This window comes from Stenotrophomonas sp. YJH_SMC_17, from assembly GCF_059371655.1.
In genome coordinates this window covers 177,407-193,939 of the sequence record NZ_JCAFUU010000006.1, presented here as the reverse complement: position 1 = coordinate 193,939, position 16,533 = coordinate 177,407, and the positions used below count along the sequence as shown (strand labels likewise).

Genomic DNA, 16,533 nt, shown 5'->3' with positions numbered 1-16,533 from the left:
CGAAGGCGACTCGCACGTGGAGTTCTTCCAGGGCAACTACCGCGAGTACGAAGAAGACAAGCGCCGCCGCATGGGCGACGACGCTGCGCCGAAGCGCCTGCGCTTCAAGGCGCTGAAGTAACTGCAGGAAAACGCAAACGGCCGCGCTCTGCGCGGCCGTTTGCGTTTGCGCCACTGCCAACCGCGATTCCTGTTGTCGTTTTTGGCGCGCTCGCAGTCCTGAGCACCCGTGCCTTCCGCGTTCCGGTGTCGATCAAGCCCTCTTGATGTCCTGTCGCACACGGCCTGCCTGCGACGTTGCAACTATTTGTATGTACCGTGCCCCCTGCATCGGCTTTCCTACGCCCCGCTTCATCCCCCAACGTAGGAAACCCGCAATGAAAGCACTGATCACCACCACGGCAGCCCTGATGCTGTCGGGCACCGCCGCGGCCGCCAGCTCCGACTGGGACGGCTACTACTTCGGCGTGCAGGCGTCGCACAGCGAAGGCCACAGCAAGGACCGCAGCAACGCCAACGCGTCGGAAAAGAGCATCCGCGGCTTCAGCGGCGGCGTGCAGGGCGGCCGTCGCTGGCAGTTCGACAACAACATCGTGGTGGGCCTGGACGGTTCGCTGTCCTTCGGCAATGTCGCGCGCGACTGGAAGGACCGCGAGCAGCACCAGTACAGCCCGTACCACGGCAAGGATGCAGTGACCCGCGCCGGCGCCGTTGATGTGACGCTGGGCCGCGCGATGGGCCGCTGGCTGCCCTACGTCGGTGCCGGCGTGACGGTGGCCCGGCAGGAATTCACCCTGGGCTGCGACAAGTCGCTGGTGGAGGCCACCAACGGCTGCCGCGTGGCCGAATTCGAGACCCGCGCCTCGCACGTGTCCACCGGCGCCCACGCCACGGCAGGCGTGCTGTACCGCTTCAACGACCGCCTCTCGGCCGGTGCCGAGTACCGCTACACCCACCTGGGCTCCAGCCCGGTGACTCTGGAAGATCCCAACTATCCCGCTGCGGCCCGTCGCAGCTTCCATACCGACTACAGCAGCGTTACGCTGAAGTTGAACTACCACTTCTAACCGCCTGGCGACGTACCCGCAGGTCCCCAGGGGCGGCAGGGCGCGCAGGCATGAGAGATCTGCGATGTCCCTGTTCGAGCGCCTGTTCCAGCTGCAGCAGCACGGCACTACCGTGCGCACCGAGCTGCTGGCTGGTGTCACCACCTTCCTGACGATGTCCTACATCGTCTTCGTGAACCCCGAGATCCTCGGCACCACCGGCATGGATGCCGGCGCGGTGTTCGTGGCCACCTGCCTGGCCGCGGCGCTGGGTTCGGCGGTGATGGCGCTGGCCGCCAACTTCCCGGTGGGCATGGCGCCGGGCATGGGCCTGAACGCATTCTTCGCCTTCACCGTGGTCGGCGCTGCGGGCCTGCCGTGGCAGCAGGCACTCGGTGCGGTGTTCATTTCCGGCCTCGTCTTTCTGGTGCTGTCGCTGACCGGAGTGCGCGCATGGCTGGTATCGGGCATTCCCTCGTCGCTGCGTTCGGCCATCGTGGCCGGCATTGGCCTGTTCCTGGCAATCATCGCGCTGCAGAAGTCGGGCGTGATCGTCGGCAACGAAGACACGCTGGTGGCGCTGGGCCCGTTGAACACGGCGCCGCCGCTGCTGGCCCTGGCCGGCTTCCTGCTGATCGCGGTGCTGGAAGCGCGGCGCATCCGTGGTGCGATCCTGATCGGCATCCTGGCCGTGACCGGCGCGGGCTGGGCGTTGGGCGACGTGCAGTACCAGGGCCTGGTTTCGCTGCCACCGAGTCTGGCACCGACCTTCCTGCAGCTGGACCTGCCGGGCCTGCTGCACCATGACGGCGGCGCACCGATCGCCGTGCTGCTGCAGGTGGTGCTGGTGTTCGTGCTGGTGGAAGTGTTCGATGCCACCGGCACGCTGTACGGCGTGGTCGGCCGCGCCGGCCTGCTGAAGCTGCCCGGCGCGCAGAAGCGTTTCGGCCGCGCGCTGCTGGCCGACAGCACCGCGATTGTTGCAGGCTCGATGCTCGGCACCAGCAGCACCACTGCCTTCGCTGAAAGCGCCTCGGGCGTACAGGTGGGCGGCCGCACCGGCCTGACCGCATTGGTGGTGTCGGCACTGTTCCTGGCCGCGCTGCTGTTCTCGCCGCTGGCGTCGATGGTGCCCAGCTATGCCACCGCACCGGCGCTGCTGTTCGTGGCCGGCCTGATGCTGCGCGAACTGGTGGAAGTGGACTGGAGCGACCTGACCGAATCGGTGCCGGCGGCCCTGTGTGCGCTGGCGATGCCGTTCACTTATTCGATTGCCAACGGTCTGGCGTTCGGCTTCATCGCCTATGCCGCGCTGAAGGCCGGCACCGGGCGCTGGCGCGAAGTGCATCCGGCAGTCTGGCTGGTGGCGGTGCTGTTCACCCTGCGCTACGCGCTGGAATGATGCCTGGCTGAGGGTCGGAGCCCATTGCCGTGCAATGGGATCCGACCCCGCAGGACTGCTGCTACCAGCGCGGCTGCAGGCGGCCGTCGGCGCCGAAACGCCAGCGTCCTTCGGCCCAGCCCAGGCCGAACAGGGCCAGCATCTGCGAGTAATAGGCCGGTGCATCGGCGCGCTGCTGTTCGGCGCTGGGCAGGCTGGCCCGCAACGACTGCGCACGCTCCGCTTCGCCCTGCGCGATCAGATACGGCAGCAGTGCCGCGCGGAATCCGTAGTTGCCTTCGCCCTGCCCCTGGCCACTGCGGGTGTCGATCTTTTCCCACATTGGCGCACCACTGCGCAGGCGCTGCAGCGGCCCGGACAAGGCCGCCAGCTGCGCACGGAACAACGGATCGCGTGGTGCGGTCATGCCGGCCCAGGTGTAGCAGCGGATGGCGTCGTAGCCGCCGACCGCACCACGCACCGGATCGACGACGAAGCGATCGCCTTTCCACGCGGCCCAGTCCGGTGCGAACCCATGCGGGCTGCTCAGCTTCAACAGCTGCACGCTGTTGCGCGCCAGCGCCTGCCACGGACCACCGCGATCCTCCACCGCAAAGCGGCGCAGCAGCGGCAGTGGCAGATAGCTGGGGTTGACCCGCGCGGCGTCCCCTTCGATGAACCCCTGTGGGCCTGGCAACAGCATCGGACCGAGCCCGGGCAGGTCCACGATCTCGCGTGCCCGCACCTGCGCGAGCATCCCTTCGGCGATGGCCTTCAGCGCGGGACGGCGCCACAGTCGCGCGCCTTCCAGCAGCGCATAGGCCAGCCAGAGATCGGAGTCCGAGGCCGGGTTGTCGTCCAGCACCCGCCAGGCGCCGGCGTCATCGCGTCCCCACAGCCAGGCCGGCAGGCGCTTGCCCATGTCGCCTTCGGCGAGGTTGTCCTGGGTCCAGCCAAGGACGCGGTCGAACAGCGCCTGGTCGTTGTCGACCAGGGCGAAGAACAAGGCATAGGACTGGCCTTCGGAGGTGCTGCGCTGATCGTCCTGGCTGCGATCGATCATGCGTCCGTCGCGGCTCAGGCTGCTGTCGAGCAGTACCTGCCACGCCGGCCAGCGCGGTGCGGGCGCGGCCTGCGCACTGCACCAGCCAAGCAGCGGCAGCGTGGCGGCCGCCTGCAGCAGGCGACGTCGCCGAAGGTCAGCGGAATTCGCCATACGGCACCAGTGGCGATACGGGCAATGGCAGGTTTCCCTGCCACGGCTTGAAGGTGTAGCGCAGGTAGAGCTGGAACGAATTCGGCGAGAAATCGCGGCTGCGCTGCAGGGTGCCGGCGGCACCCAGCACGAAGTGGTCGCCCAGCCGGCGCTCGACCGCACCATACAGGCGGTAGCCGGTGCCGGTGCTGCTGCTGTCACCGGTGTACAGGCCGGCCTCGTCCAGCCGCAGCGGACCGTACTGCGGCTCGAGCTGTGCAATCACGCGCTCGATCAGCGCCTGGTCGGGGAAACGGCTGATCGATGAGGTGCGCGCACTGGACACGCTGACCGAGCCATCCAGGCGCACCGACCACACGTCGTTGCGCCAGGCGAAGCTGACCGGCAGGCTCAGCGAGGCGTAGCGCTGCGGGCTGTAGTAGCCGCCCTGGCCCAGCGAGTAGCCGCCCAGGTCCTTCTGGTAGCGCCAGTACATCGCGGTGGTGCCCACATCAAGCCGCATGTCGGGGCGCTGGATCAGCTTGTGGTACCAGCCCACCATCGCGCGTGCGCGGGTGTTGTCGACCACATTGTGGCCGGTCAGCCGATGCCAGCTCCAGTTCGACCACACGCCATCGCGGCCACCCTGATCGTAGCCGAGGCTGAAGGTCACGCCGTTGGCGGTGACGCCGCCCCAGCTGATGCCACTGCGCGGATCGACCGCACCGGCCTGCGACAGCATCGAATTGGTCATCGGCCGCCGCGACACCGTGGCCCCCCAGCCGAAGCGCCCGAGGTCACCGTTGAGGGTGACACCGCCAAGCCAGTTGCCGACCACGTAGTTGGACGGCGTGTGGCCGATATCGAAGTTCCAGCGGTCATCCAGGGTGCGCCAGCCGACGGCGACGCCGGCGCCGGAGGTGCGCCGCTGGTGCACGAAACGGGTGCAGCCCGGTGCGCGCAGGCGGCTGTTGTCGGCCTGCAGCAGATCCAGGTCGCAGCTGCCGAAATCCTCGTCGTAGGCGCCGTTCTCGTCGGTCTGGAAGCGGCCGGCATCGAAGCTCACCTGTTCGATGCGCGCCCAGCCCAGGCCACCGGCGAACGGCGCGTCGAGATGCGCGATGCGGGTATCGCGCGACAGCCGCGAAATACCCGGGGTTCCGTCGCTACGGCGGCCGGTGTCCTGCATCACCGTCAGAGTGGGATTCTCCTGCTGGTACAGGGTCTCCACGTCGCTGCGCAGGCTGCGCCGCAACCAGTCATCGCCGGCCGTCTCACGGCTGGCGAGGGTCAGGGCGCGGTTGTCGCGCGGCGTGGCCTGACTGGGGGCCAACAGGCCGTTGTCAGCCATCGCCTGCGCATACATGTCCAGCGCCTGCTGGGGATCGTCGCGGCGCACCAGCCGGGCCGCATCACGCCAGGACTGTGCATCGGGCCCGGTCTTGCGCGCCAGCAGCGCGCGCAGGATCGCCAGCGCCTTCGTGTCCTCGCGCAGGTCGGTCCAGATCGTGGCGAGCTGGCGCTGCTGGCCGATCCCGGCATCGTCCACTGCCGGCGGTGCGTCGTGCATCTGGCGGCGTGCGCTGGCCAGATCGCCGGTGCCGATCCAGGCCTGCGCCTGGCCCAGCTGCGCATCCACATTGTCCGGCTGCGCAGCAAGCACGCGCTGGTAGTAGTGCAGCGCCTGCGCATGATCGCCGCGCAGGCGTGCCCATTCGGCCATCAGCAGATCGTTGTCGGTGCTGGGCGGTTGCTGCTGCAGCAGCGCGATGGCTTCGGCCTCCCTGCCCTGCCCACGCAGCTCCCACAGATGATCGATCAGCTGCTGCCGCTGCAGGCGCGCCGACAGCGCGCGGATGTCATCATCCCACTGCGCCTGCGGCAGCGCATCGAGCACCGCCAGCGCCTGCGGCAGCCGATCGGATCCCGACAGATAGAGCGCCTGCGCGTAGCGCGCTTCGGCACGGTCGTTGTGCGTGGCCATGTCGGCCACCACCGCGTCGGCTTCGTCCTGCCGGCCGGCGGCGCGCAGCTCGTTGCCCAGCGCGTAGGCCAGCCATGCATCGCCTGGCAGTTCGCCACGCAGCTGCTGCCCCAGCGTGATCGCAGTGCCTGCATCGCCGGCAGCCAACGCCTGCTCGCGACGCTCACGCAGTCGACTGATCTGCAGCTGGCGCAGGTCTTCGGCATACAACCGGCGCTGGGCAGCGGGCAATGCGTTGATGAAGGCTTCCAGCCGCTGCGGGTCGGTGCGGCCGTACAGCTGCACCAGCTTGCGGATCACGTTGGCGTCGTTGGGCGCCATCCGCCGGGCAACCTGCAACTGGCGTTCGGCCGCGGCGTCATCGCCGCGGGCCACGGCCACGTCGACCAGGCCCAGTGCAGCATTGACGTCGCGGGGCTGCTGGCGACGCGCCTGCGCGTACAGTCGCTCGGCCTCGTCCAGCCGGCCGGCGGCCAGCGCCGCATCGGCCTGGTCCAGCTGCAGCCAGTAGCGGGTACTGGCGATCAGGTCACGCCACTTGTCGTTGCTGTCACCGGCCGGGGTGGCCTGCACCGCCCGCTGGAAATAGCTGATGGCCTGCTCGCGACGGCCCTGGCGCATCAGCGCCAGGCCGAGCCCCCCCAGCAGGTCGGGCTCGCGCGGATAACCGCGCAGGGCCTGCAGGAAAGCGCGCTCGGCCTCTGCATTGCGGCCGGCATCGAGCAACTGCTGGCCACGCAGGCCGGCGCGCCACGCCGGGTCGCTGACCCGCTTGTGCTGGTCGGTGTAGCGCTCGCGCACCAACGCGATGTCGGCAAACGTCGGGTTGCGGGTGATGAAGTCCTGCAGCCGGCGCACGCTGCGGTCGTCGGCCGGCTGATCCTTCAGGTAGGCCCACTCGGCGTCCGCCGCCATGCCGCGGGCTTCAGGATTTCGCCCCATGCGCTGCAGCGCGGCCAGCGCCTCGGCATCGCGGCCGGCCGCGAACAGCATCTGCGACAGCGCCTGCAGCAATGGCACATTGCCCGGATAACTGCGGTCCAGTTCGCTCAGCGCACGGATCGCCTGTGCACGCCCATCCGCCTGGGCGCCGCGCAGGCGCCAGTACTCCAGGCCCAGCTGCAGGCCAGGTGGATCATCGTTGAACAGGCGCCGGTAGATCGCCAGCGCTTCGGCGCTGCGACCACCGGCAGCGAACAGCCGCGCCTGCTGCAGGTCCTGCTGCAGGTCACCGCGATAGGCCTGCCAGAGGCGCTCGCCGGCGGCCAGTTCACGGGTGCCCGCGCCGATCTCGCGCAGGCGCTTCAGGGTCGCCTCGGCATCCTGCAGCTTCTGCTGCGACAACTGCACTTCCAGGATTGCCACCAGCGTGCCGCGATCATCCGGTGCCAGCATGCGCAGCCGCGCCAGCGCGTCTTCGATCAGGCTCTGGCGCCCGGTGGCCTCGCCGATGCGCACCTGCTGCAGCAGCCACTGGCGCTGCTCGGCAACGGTTCCGCCCGGTGTATCGGGCAGGGCCTGCGCCGCGCAGGGCCCGGCACCGGCCAGCCCCAACAGGACCAGGCCGGACGCGGTGACCAGCGGATGCCGTGTACGTGCCATCAGTGCCCCGGGTCCAGGCGCTTGGCCGCCACCCAGCGCAGCGTGCGCCACAGCAGGAAGGCGACCATCAGCACCACCAGCGTGGCCAGCACCGCCAGCAGTGCCGGGTGGTCGGCCAGGTGGTACCACAGCAGCAGCCACCACGGCAGCGCGCCAACGTAGTAGTGATCGCCGACGAACTGGCTGTGGATGCCCGAGGTGCGCAGGATCGCCACCGAACCGGCGATGGCTTCGCGCTTGCCGGTGTCGCTGAGTGCATCGTCGAGCAGGCCGTAGTCGGCGGCATTGCTGGCGGCCAGCGAAACGATGCTGCGCTGCGCATGCGTCGGCGACTGCATGCCGATGATCGCGGCGAACGGCGCCTGCGCGCTCACGGCTACTTCGGTCACCGCCGGGTCGCCATCGCGGCTGCCACGGCGCGCCTGTTCCATCGCCTGCTGCGGCGACGGCGACTGGCCGTTGAGCAGGCGCGTGCGCTGGTCGTCGATCAGCAGCGACAACTGCTGGCTGCCGCGCAGCTCCGCCGGCAAGGCGCCCAGCATCAGGAGGTCCGCATCCAGTGTGCTGGCCTGCTTCCAGTCATCGGACAGGCGCAGCCCATAGGCCGGGTAGCCGCTCTGCACGCCCAGCCCACCGATCAGGTTCAGCAGCAGGCTGACCTGAGCTTCGCTGGCGCTGGGTGGCACCAGCACGACGGTCTCCGACAGATCGGCCATGCGGGTGAAGGGGAAGCCGCTGAGTGCGAACGCGGACAGGTCCGGCAGGCCCATGTAGTGATGGAACCCGGAGAAGTCGATGGTCGAGTCTTCTTCGATCGCTGCCTGCAGGTTGGGCGGCAGCACGGTCTGGCAGTGGTCGCGCTGCGCACTGCCCATCACGCTGGCGAAGTTGAAATCGAAGCGCAGCTGGTTGCGGTCGCCCAGCTTGAGCGCCGGAATCAGCAGGCGCCCGTCGTCGGCACCGGCATCGCCGGCCAGCACCGGCAGGCGGATTTCCTCCAGGCCCTGCTTGCCGTTGCGACGCACCAGCGGGAAGCTGGAGATGAACTGGTCGTTGATCGCTACGCCCAGCCGCGACTCATCGCTGCCGAACGGCGGCGTGTAGCGGTAGCGCAGGTTCAGCGGAATGCCCTGGTTGCGCCAGATGAACAGGTCCGGCGGCAGGTTGAGGTTGACCGTGATCGGCTGCGGCGACACGCCGTTGGCGCGCAGCTGCTGCGGATAGTCGAGCAGTTCGGCCAGGCGCACGGCGCGATCGGTACGCACCCAGTTCGGTGCGTCGTACGGCTTGCGCGGGGCCAGCGGCTTGATCTCGTCGACGCTGACCTGGCGACCGCGGAACAGCACGTTGCCGGCCGCCATCGCGGCCACTGCCTTCTGCAGGTCGTGATCGTTGCGGCCGAGCACCAGCAGCAGCTTGCGCTGCGGATCCTCCGGCAGCGACATCAGTTCGATCATCGGGCCCTTCACCGGGGCATGGTTGGCGATCACCGGCGGGAACCTGCCGTTGACCGCCAGCACCACCGCGTGGCCCTTGTCCGGCAGCGTGCCGAAGCTGACCGGGAAGCGCGCCTGGCGCCACCAGCCGGACAGGCTGCCGAAGTACGAGGACATCACCGCCGCCGCGCGCTGCTGCCCCAGGCTCGGTGCGGTGGCGAACACCACCGGCAGTTCCAGCCGTGCGGTATCGCGCGGATCGAAGAACGGCAGCGGGAAGTTGGCCAGGTCGTCCTGCATCGCCAGCGGCTGGCCCCCCAGGCGCAGCGTGCTGTTGCTGGACAGGTTGACCCACAGCGAGCTGTGCGTCGGCTCTTCGCAGATGTCGGTGTAGTGGCCGACGAACTCCAGGCGGACCTGGTTGAAATCAGCGATCAGGCGCGCGTCCAGCGGCAGCTTGGCCTGCACCGGCCGGCCCAGCTGGTCGTTGCTGATCGGCACCACGCCCATCATCGCGTCATTGAGGTAGACCCGCAGGTGCGACAGGGTCGGCAGCAGCGACGGTGAAGGCGTGAAGCTGAGATCCAGCTCGGCATCGCGGACCAGGCGGTCACGGCGCACCTGGAACTCGAAGGTGGTGGCATTGCGCACCCCCGACAACAGCGTGTCCTGGCGACGCCCCAGCTGCGCGAAGGTGTTCTGCCGCTGCCAGGGCCAGGCGCTGCCCGCCCAGGTCTGCGCCAGCGCGGGCTCGGTACCGACGGCGGGCGTGGTGGCAGGTGCGGCCGGCACATCCGGCACCGGCGGCGCGACAGGCGCTGTGGTGGGAGGGGCGACCGGTGCCGGAGCAGGCGCACTGTTGCCTGACGCCACGGGCAGGGCCAGCAGGGGCAGCAGCAGCCAACGCAGAGAGGACGGAAGGGTCATGGACGAAGCCCTGGATCAGCGGCTGGGTCAGCCGGGTGGGAAGGAAGCGGACGTTGCGGAGCAAAACTGGCCAGCCATCGCAGCAGGCGACGGTTCCAGTGTGCCGGGCGATCAAGGTCGAACGGTGCGAAATCACCCATCCGCCGATAGCCGCGCCAGCCCAGGACCAGCACGCTCCACAGGCTGCGCGGCAGGCTCTTGGGTTGGTAACCGGCGTGCCAGTCGAGCCAGGCATCGGCGCGGGCGAAAGTGCACTGGGCAAACTCGACGCGCTGGCGTTCGTCCTCGAACAGCAGCAGCAGGCCCAGTCGCCGGCCGACAGTACGCTGCACGCGCGCCGGGAACGCGAACTCGCGGCGGCCCCGTCCCAGCAGCACCTGCACGCGCTCGCCTTCGGCCAGCTGTGCGTCTTCGCCGAGTTCGACGCCCACGCCATCGTTGGAGTAATCCTGCAGGACGCCGCGCAGGCGCCGGCCATCGGGTACCTGCAGCGCCATCGGCAGGTGGGTGGTGACACGATGCGTGCGCCGCACCTGCTGCACTTCAGCGGCCACCGCCAGCGCACCGCCGATGATCAGCAGGTTGTACAGCACCCACAGCGAACTGACGACCACCGTACCGCGTTCATCGACCGGCCCGTGCATGAAGCGCCATACAGCAAAGCACAGGCCGAGCACGTTCAGCAGCGCCAGCACCAGGTAGGGCTGCGCCACGCGCCAGTCGAATCGATCACCGGCCTGGGTGCCGCCCTTGTCGGTGACGTTGAACTTGCCGCGGCCCGGGCTGAACAGTGCCACGGTGGTGGGCCGTGCGATGTACCAGGCCAGCACCGTCTCGTATACCTCACCCCAGAACGGCCGCCGGTACTTGCCCTGGATGCGTGCGTTGGTAAGACTGGCGTGGGCCATGTGCGGCACCACGAACAGCAGGATGGCCAGCGCCGGCGCGTAGATGATGTAGACGTGCAGAAGCAGGAACGCCAGCGGCGCGGTGAGGAACACCAGGCGCGGAATGCCGGCCAGGAAATGCAGCATCGCGTTGGCATAGCAGAAGCGCTGGAACAGACTCAGGCCCTTGCCCAGCAGCGGGTTGTCGATGCGGAAGATCTGCACCATGCCGCGCGCCCAGCGGATGCGCTGGTTGACGTGTGCGCCGAGGCTGTCGGTGGCCAGGCCGGCTGCCTGCGGAATGCGCAGGTAGGCCGAGTTCCAGCCCTTGCGGTGCAGGCGCAGCGCGGTGTGCGCATCTTCGGTGACGGTCTCGGTGGCAAACCCGCCGATGGCATCGATGGCCTCGCGCCGCAGTATCGCGCAGGAACCGCAGAAGAACGCCGCGTTCCACAGGTCGTTGCCGTCCTGCACCAGGCCGTAGAACAACTCCCCTTCGTTGGGGTCGCTGCGGAACACCTGCAGGTTGCGTTCGAACGGATCGGCCGAGAAGAAATGGTGCGGGGTCTGCACCAGCGCCAGTTTCGGGTCGCGCAGGAACCAGCCACAGGTGATCTGCAGGAACGAACGCACCGGCAGGTGGTCGCTGTCGAAGATGGCCACCAGTTCGCCATCGATCAGGGTCAGGGCGTGGTTGAGATTGCCGGCCTTGGCATGGCGGTTGTCAGTGCGGGTGATGTAGTTGACCCCGGCACGTTCGGCGAATGCGCGGAATTCTTCGCGCTTGCCATCATCGAGGATATGGATGCGCAGCTTGTCGGCCGGCCAGTCCAGGCCCATCGCCGCGTACACGGTATGCCGCACCAGCGCCAGGTCTTCGTTGTAGGTGGGAATCAGCACGTCCACCGTCGGCCACTGGCGGAAATCGGCCGGCAACGGCGCCGGGCGGCGGCGCAGCGGCCACGCCACCTGCACGTAGCCCAGCATCAGCACCAGCCAGGAATAGGTTTCTGCCGCCAGCAGCACCACGCCACAGACCAGGTCGAAGGTGCTGTTCCAGTTCAGCGTGGCGGTGTAGCGCCACCAGAGGTAGCGGCAGGACACGGTGATCGACAGCACCACCAGCACCAGCGTCGCATAGCGCCCCTGCATGCGCCGCACCAGCAGCGCGATGACCCACAACAGCACGACGAACACGAACTGTGCGAAATAGGTGAACGGCTGGGTGATGCACAGCGCCGCCAGCCCCAGCGTGGCCAACCCGACCAGCAGGGTGAGCAGGTGCCGCGAACGTGGCGACAGGCTGCCCACCTTCCGGCCGAACCAGGCCGCCACGCGGCTGTTCCAGAATTCACTGGGCGCGTCGCGCATGGCGCGCAGATAGCGCAGGCGGCCGCGACCGGCCGCGCCACGCAGTTCGGCAATGCGTTCGCGCCTGGCCTGGGCCAACCGTTGCCGCCTCAGCGAAGGCCGCGGTGCCAACCGCACCACCGACAGCCACATGGCCTGGATCAGCAACCGCAGCGGATCGCCCGGGCGCCAGCGACGGTCGCCCTGTATCTGCGGGAAGGCGTTGCGCAGGCGCGGCGCCTGCGCCTGCCACGCAGGCCCTTCCAGGCGCAGGAACGCCCAGCCCGCGCATTGCAGCAGCCACAGTAATGCCCGCGTCGGCCAGGACGCATGCACCCGCTCACGCAGGCGTCCCCAGTCCAGGTAATAGACGCGGACACCCATCAGCGTCCTCCCGCCGCGGCCTGGCGCCGCGCGGCCTCCGCCAGGCACCACAGCGCCAGCCCGTCGACATCGGCGGCGGCCAGCGAATCGGTCGCATAGCGGCCCAGTGGCTGCTTGCTGGCCAATGCGGACGGCACCCGCGCATCCTCGTGCAGCGGCTGCGGCACCAGCCGCGCGCCGTGCGCGTGCAGCCACAGCTGCATCAGGTCGCGCTGCACCGGAATGACCGGGTCATAGCGGTTGGCCAGCAGCAGGCGGGTGTCATCCACCTGGCGTTGCAGGAACACATGGCTGACCGGATCGACACAGGCCAGGCGCAGCGGCAGCGTGCAGCGAGCGTGCTGGTTGATGGCCGCCACGTGCGCCGGCAGGCGCTGCGGCAGGTCGAACAGGATCCAGTCGAACTGCGGCGCCAGCACCGGAATGCGCTCGGCCCAGGTGGCCGGTGCCTGCTGCAGCTGCTGTTCGATGCGCATCGCGGCCCCGGCGTCGACACGGCCGTAGGGCAGCACCGCAAGTCCTGATGCGATGGCATAGGCGGCATCACGCCAATCCCTGCCGTCCAGCTGCGCGCGCGCCCAACCGTTGTCCACGTCGGCAGGCAGGCCCAGGTGCAGGCCGAGCATCTGGTCCGGACTGAATTCGACCAGCAGCACGCGCTGGCCTTGGGCGTGCAGGCTCTGGCCGAGTGCGGCCAGCACCGTGGTGACGCCGGTTCCGCCATGGATACCCTGCAGCGACAGCAAGGTACTCATCGGCGCGGCTCCAGTTCGGCCAGCAATGGCCAGCGCGCCAGCGCCTGGGCACGCTCATGCTGGGCCGAGAAGTCCACATAGGGCAGCCCCGGCATGTCCAGGCTGCGGCGCAGCAGGTCGATATCGTCCTCTTCCACGGACAGCGTGACCGGCACGGCAAGAATGTCGGCAGGCATCAGCGCGCCTCCTCTGGGTAGGGGCTCCAGGTCTGGCTGCCCTGCAGCTGCAGCCAGGGCTTGCCGGCGTACTCGATGACCTTGGCGCCTTCGTTCTCCGATACCGACGGTGTCTGCGGCAGCCCCTTCAGCAGGCTGTCCCAGTTGCGCTCGCTCGGCGGCGACTGGGCGTTCAGCGCGTACACGCGCGACACCAGCTCGGACACCGCCAGGTAGCTGCTGGGTTCGGGCACATGACGTGGGCCACCGGCCGCCGGCGCGCCCATGCCGATCAGCTTCACGCCCACCGGCACGTGGGTGATGGACGGGCTGGGGATCTCACGCATGCCCGGAATCTGCATGCGGTCGCCATGCAGGGCCGCGCCATGCTCGGGCACCACCACGATCATCGCGCGGCGGCCACTCTTCTCCACCGCATCGACGAAACCGGCCATGTCGCCCAGCACCATTTCCGCACGTGCCTTGTAGTCGGCGGCATTCGAACGGCCATCGGCACCGACGATGCGATTGCCGTCGTGCAGCGAGATCGTGTTGTAGAACAGCGCCACCTGCTGGCTGGACTCGGCCAGCCGGTGTTTCCACCACGCCATCAGCACATCGCCATCGCGGCGCAGCGGCGACTTGTCGAAGGCCACCAGCGCTGTGGGAAATGCGCTGATGTCCATCGGCTGCGCCTGCAGCCCGCCGTACTGGTGCAGTTCACCGATGAAATCGTCGAAGTGGCCGTCATGGTTCATCGCCAGCTGGCTCTGGAAGCCCAGATGCTGCAGGTTCGAGAACAGCTGGCACTCGGCCGGCACCGGATCGAACAGCCCGGTATGCGAGGTCTGGCCGCAGCTGGCGCGCAGCAGGCGGATCGCTGCCGGGCCGCTGTAGGCGGTTGCCGAGTTGAAGTCGTCGAACACCACGTCCATGTGGTCGAGCAGGTTGTTCTGGCGCAGCCCCACTTCATCCAGATCGCTCCATGCCAGCGAGCAGATGTTGAGGATGATGACGTCGAACGGCGCGCCGCTGCCCGGTGCGGGGAAGCTGGTCTTGAGGCTGGCCTGCTGCTGGTAGAAGCTGGCCAGCCATGCATTGAGCGTCTCGTTGTTGGCCGGCGGCAGGCCGCCACCCGAGGTGCCTCCGGCGCTGGCGGTGGCCGCGGTGGCGGTGCCCTGCCCCCAGTTCCAACCGGCCGGCATCGGTATCGCCATCACTGCCAGGCCAAGCATGCCCAGCACGCTCAGGGTAGTGATGCGCAGCCACGGCTTCAGCAGTACGTAGGCCAGCACCAGCATCACCAGCACCGCCACCATCTGCCAGTTGATGAAGCGCTGGGCCAGTTCAAGCCAATAGTCGGCCGAGAAGTCCAGCACGCCCGGCTGCACCAGCAGGCGCCGGAACGGCGGCCACCAGGTGTCCTGGTAGTACAGCGCCACGCCCACCGGTACCGCGACGACGGTGCGCGCGATGCGTGCCCAGCGCCAGCGCAGTGGAATCAGCAGCGCGCCCAGGAACAGCAGGTTGGGCAGGATCTTCAGATCCAGCGCACCCATCCAGGCAAGTACCACCTTGGACAGGAAATACAGGTTCCAGCCGCGCAGGTCGGCCCAGGCGAAGGGAGATGCAGGTGCCATCTGCGGACTCATGCAGCCCTCCGCGGCGCACGCCGGCGCACGCCGGCGCGGCGCAGGTGGCGGGGTGGAAGCCAGCGCGCGACACGGCGGCGCAGCCCGCGCCACAGCGTGCCGAGCATGGCTCCGAAGGGAATCATCACGATCGCGCAGGCGACGATCAGGGTCCAGAGTTGCTGGTCGGTGGTCATGCGCGATCTCCCAGCCGCAGCGGCTTCGGGGCGGTGAAAACAGGCGCCTCCAGCGCCGGGGCCACGGCCGGCAGGGTCGCGGGTGCTTCGGGCAGTACCTCGGCCTCCGGATCGCTGCCGTGGGCATTCATCGCTGCAATGTCGTACTCGGCCAGGCGCTGGTAGCCATCGAACAGCTCGCGCCATGGCAGGCGGAACAGATTGCCCAGGGCCTGCTCGACCGCATCACGCCGGCAACCAAACAGGAACAGGCGTACCTGCCCGCGGTAGACGCAGGCCAGATCGCCCTGGCGGCGGATGCGCAGCTGCTGCAGGGTCTGCTCGGCACGCAGTCCGGCCACCGGCTGCAGCGCCAGCACGGCGCTTTCCACCGCACTACCGTCCTGGTCGATGCGATCACCTGCGATCTGGCGGAAGCGTGCGGCGTTGACCAGGCCACTTACCGATGGCGGTCGATGCGAACGGATCAGCGGCTCTGGTTCTTCCGCCAGCTGGCCCTGCCAACGCTGCCGCTGCACGGTTTCCAGCAGGGTCAGCAGTCGTGGCAAAGGCGTCGCTGACGGCACCACAAGGCTGCAACCGCACTGCATCAGCAGCCGCTCATCGGCGTAGCGCAGGCACGGCTGCAGCTCGCGCACCACCAGCTTCAGCGCATTGCCACGTTCGCGGCGCAGGCGGTGCAGCAGGCGGGCCAGTGCATCCACCCTGGCATTCTCGCCGATGGCCAGCACCACGGTGGCCTCGCGCGCCTGCAGCGCGGCCGGCAGCAATCCACCCCAGCCGTCATACAGGCGCCAGGCCGCCGACAACGGCGGCGCACCTTCCAGCACTTCGGCCTGGGCCAGGAAGACATCGCGGTCACTGCCGCTGGCCGATCCGATCGCCGTCTCGGCGGCATCGGCCTGGACCAGATGGCGCAACCCTTGGCGTTCATGCTCGACACCGAACGATCGCTGCGCCACCACGCCATGGCTGTTGGACCAGTAATGCAGCAGCAACTGCAGGGCGCCGCGATGAGGATGCAGCTGGGCCACGCCGGCGCAGCTTCGGTTCAACGGCAGCAGCCTTGGCGCAAGCGTCGCCACTTCGCCATGGCACAGCAACAGCAGCACCTGCTGCGCCTGCATGGCCCAGTCCTGCAGCTGCTGGCACCAGCGCGCCAGCCGGGCATCATCCCAGCCGTCCAGCGCCGCCACGGGGAACTGCACCACGCTGAGCCGGGTGCGCGCCGACGCTGTACGCGGCAGATCGCCGGTCAGCCCGCGCAGCGCCTGCTGCATGCCGTGGTGCGAGCGCTGGAACAGCCGCAGGCGGGCCGGCCCCTGGTCGGCCGGAAGCAGCGCCAGCATCGATTCGGCCCCCCGCCCCAGCGTGACCAGCACGGCCTCGTCCAGTGCGTCGGCCGTAGCCAGCACACCGGCACCGAGCAGGTCCGTCGGTGCGCTGCCGGCGGCCACGACCCAGTACAGGCCCCCGCTGCGCATCTCGACGAATTCGGTGGGCAATCCGGCAATGGCAAGGTGGGTCGCTGGCACGCCGGATCCTTTCATTGCCCCTCAACCGGCCAGACCGTCCGGCGGCGGGGGCGCTGCAGTGAAGAGGA

Annotated in this window: 11 protein-coding genes; 2 read left to right on the top strand and 9 right to left on the bottom strand. The window is 68.7% G+C overall.

Annotated elements, in window-relative coordinates:
• Positions 1 to 377 precede the first annotated feature (377 nt).
• Together AC5P8Z_RS16395 and AC5P8Z_RS16390 are read left to right on the top strand one after the other, a co-directional pair.
• Positions 378 to 1,067: an outer membrane protein gene (locus AC5P8Z_RS16395; protein ID WP_286070931.1), complete on the top strand. Its 690-nt coding sequence runs from the start codon at positions 378 to 380 to the stop codon at positions 1,065 to 1,067.
• Positions 1,068 to 1,131: 64 nt separating this feature from the next.
• Positions 1,132 to 2,448, top strand: a complete 1,317-nt coding sequence (locus tag AC5P8Z_RS16390) for an NCS2 family permease (protein WP_024957255.1) — start codon at positions 1,132 to 1,134, stop codon at positions 2,446 to 2,448.
• 61 nt (positions 2,449 to 2,509) lie between these two features.
• Here the strand turns inward: AC5P8Z_RS16390 and bcsZ are convergent, their stop codons facing one another.
• The 9 genes from bcsZ to AC5P8Z_RS16345 are packed head-to-tail and all read right to left on the bottom strand — an operon-like array spanning position 2,510 to position 16,465.
• The gene (gene bcsZ, locus AC5P8Z_RS16385; protein ID WP_495229528.1) at positions 2,510 to 3,643 is read right to left on the bottom strand and encodes a cellulose synthase complex periplasmic endoglucanase BcsZ; all 1,134 of its coding nucleotides are present in this window, start codon (positions 3,641 to 3,643) and stop codon (positions 2,510 to 2,512) included.
• Complete coding sequence (gene bcsC, locus AC5P8Z_RS16380) at positions 3,627 to 7,208, bottom strand: cellulose synthase complex outer membrane protein BcsC (protein ID WP_495229527.1); 3,582 nt, start codon at positions 7,206 to 7,208, stop codon at positions 3,627 to 3,629. The genes bcsZ and bcsC overlap by 17 nt, the downstream gene beginning before the upstream one ends.
• A complete protein-coding gene (gene bcsB, locus AC5P8Z_RS16375; protein WP_495229526.1) occupies positions 7,208 to 9,571 on the bottom strand; it encodes a cellulose biosynthesis cyclic di-GMP-binding regulatory protein BcsB in 2,364 nt (787 codons plus the stop codon). Before bcsB ends, bcsC begins: the two co-directional genes overlap by 1 nt.
• On the bottom strand, positions 9,568 to 12,192 hold the full coding sequence (gene bcsA / locus AC5P8Z_RS16370; protein WP_495229525.1) for a UDP-forming cellulose synthase catalytic subunit: 2,625 nt from the start codon (positions 12,190 to 12,192) through the stop codon (positions 9,568 to 9,570). Before bcsA ends, bcsB begins: the two co-directional genes overlap by 4 nt.
• Complete coding sequence (bcsQ, locus tag AC5P8Z_RS16365; RefSeq protein WP_495229524.1) at positions 12,192 to 12,947, bottom strand: cellulose biosynthesis protein BcsQ; 756 nt, start codon at positions 12,945 to 12,947, stop codon at positions 12,192 to 12,194. The genes bcsA and bcsQ overlap by 1 nt, the downstream gene beginning before the upstream one ends.
• Positions 12,944 to 13,123, bottom strand: a complete 180-nt coding sequence (gene bcsR, locus AC5P8Z_RS16360; protein ID WP_049444988.1) for a cellulose biosynthesis protein BcsR — start codon at positions 13,121 to 13,123, stop codon at positions 12,944 to 12,946. Before bcsR ends, bcsQ begins: the two co-directional genes overlap by 4 nt.
• Positions 13,123 to 14,754, bottom strand: coding sequence for a cellulose biosynthesis protein BcsG (gene bcsG / locus AC5P8Z_RS16355; RefSeq protein ID WP_286070925.1), 1,632 nt, complete (start codon positions 14,752 to 14,754; stop codon positions 13,123 to 13,125). The genes bcsR and bcsG overlap by 1 nt, the downstream gene beginning before the upstream one ends.
• Positions 14,751 to 14,930 carry a cellulose biosynthesis protein BcsF gene (gene bcsF / locus AC5P8Z_RS16350; RefSeq protein ID WP_286070924.1) on the bottom strand — a complete coding sequence of 60 codons (180 nt, stop codon included), beginning with the start codon at positions 14,928 to 14,930 and terminating at the stop codon, positions 14,751 to 14,753. The genes bcsG and bcsF overlap by 4 nt, the downstream gene beginning before the upstream one ends.
• Positions 14,927 to 16,465, bottom strand: coding sequence for a BcsE family c-di-GMP-binding protein (locus tag AC5P8Z_RS16345; RefSeq protein ID WP_295569410.1), 1,539 nt, complete (start codon positions 16,463 to 16,465; stop codon positions 14,927 to 14,929). The genes bcsF and AC5P8Z_RS16345 overlap by 4 nt, the downstream gene beginning before the upstream one ends.
• Positions 16,466 to 16,533 lie beyond the last annotated feature (68 nt).

Excerpts from the sequence above, each read along its gene's own strand:
- bcsA (WP_495229525.1), bottom strand. The coding sequence starts at position 12,192 with ATGGGTGTCCGCGTCTATTACCTGGACTGGGGACGCCTGCGTGAGCGG.
- bcsF (WP_286070924.1), bottom strand. The coding sequence starts at position 14,930 with ATGACCACCGACCAGCAACTCTGGACCCTGATCGTCGCCTGCGCGATC.
- AC5P8Z_RS16395 (WP_286070931.1), top strand. The coding sequence starts at position 378 with ATGAAAGCACTGATCACCACCACGGCAGCCCTGATGCTGTCGGGCACC.
- AC5P8Z_RS16390 (WP_024957255.1), top strand. The coding sequence starts at position 1,132 with ATGTCCCTGTTCGAGCGCCTGTTCCAGCTGCAGCAGCACGGCACTACC.
- bcsB (WP_495229526.1), bottom strand. The coding sequence starts at position 9,571 with ATGACCCTTCCGTCCTCTCTGCGTTGGCTGCTGCTGCCCCTGCTGGCC.
- bcsR (WP_049444988.1), bottom strand. The coding sequence starts at position 13,123 with ATGCCTGCCGACATTCTTGCCGTGCCGGTCACGCTGTCCGTGGAAGAG.
- bcsG (WP_286070925.1), bottom strand. The coding sequence starts at position 14,754 with ATGAGTCCGCAGATGGCACCTGCATCTCCCTTCGCCTGGGCCGACCTG.
- bcsC (WP_495229527.1), bottom strand. The coding sequence starts at position 7,208 with ATGGCACGTACACGGCATCCGCTGGTCACCGCGTCCGGCCTGGTCCTG.
- bcsQ (WP_495229524.1), bottom strand. The coding sequence starts at position 12,947 with ATGAGTACCTTGCTGTCGCTGCAGGGTATCCATGGCGGAACCGGCGTC.
- bcsZ (WP_495229528.1), bottom strand. The coding sequence starts at position 3,643 with ATGGCGAATTCCGCTGACCTTCGGCGACGTCGCCTGCTGCAGGCGGCC.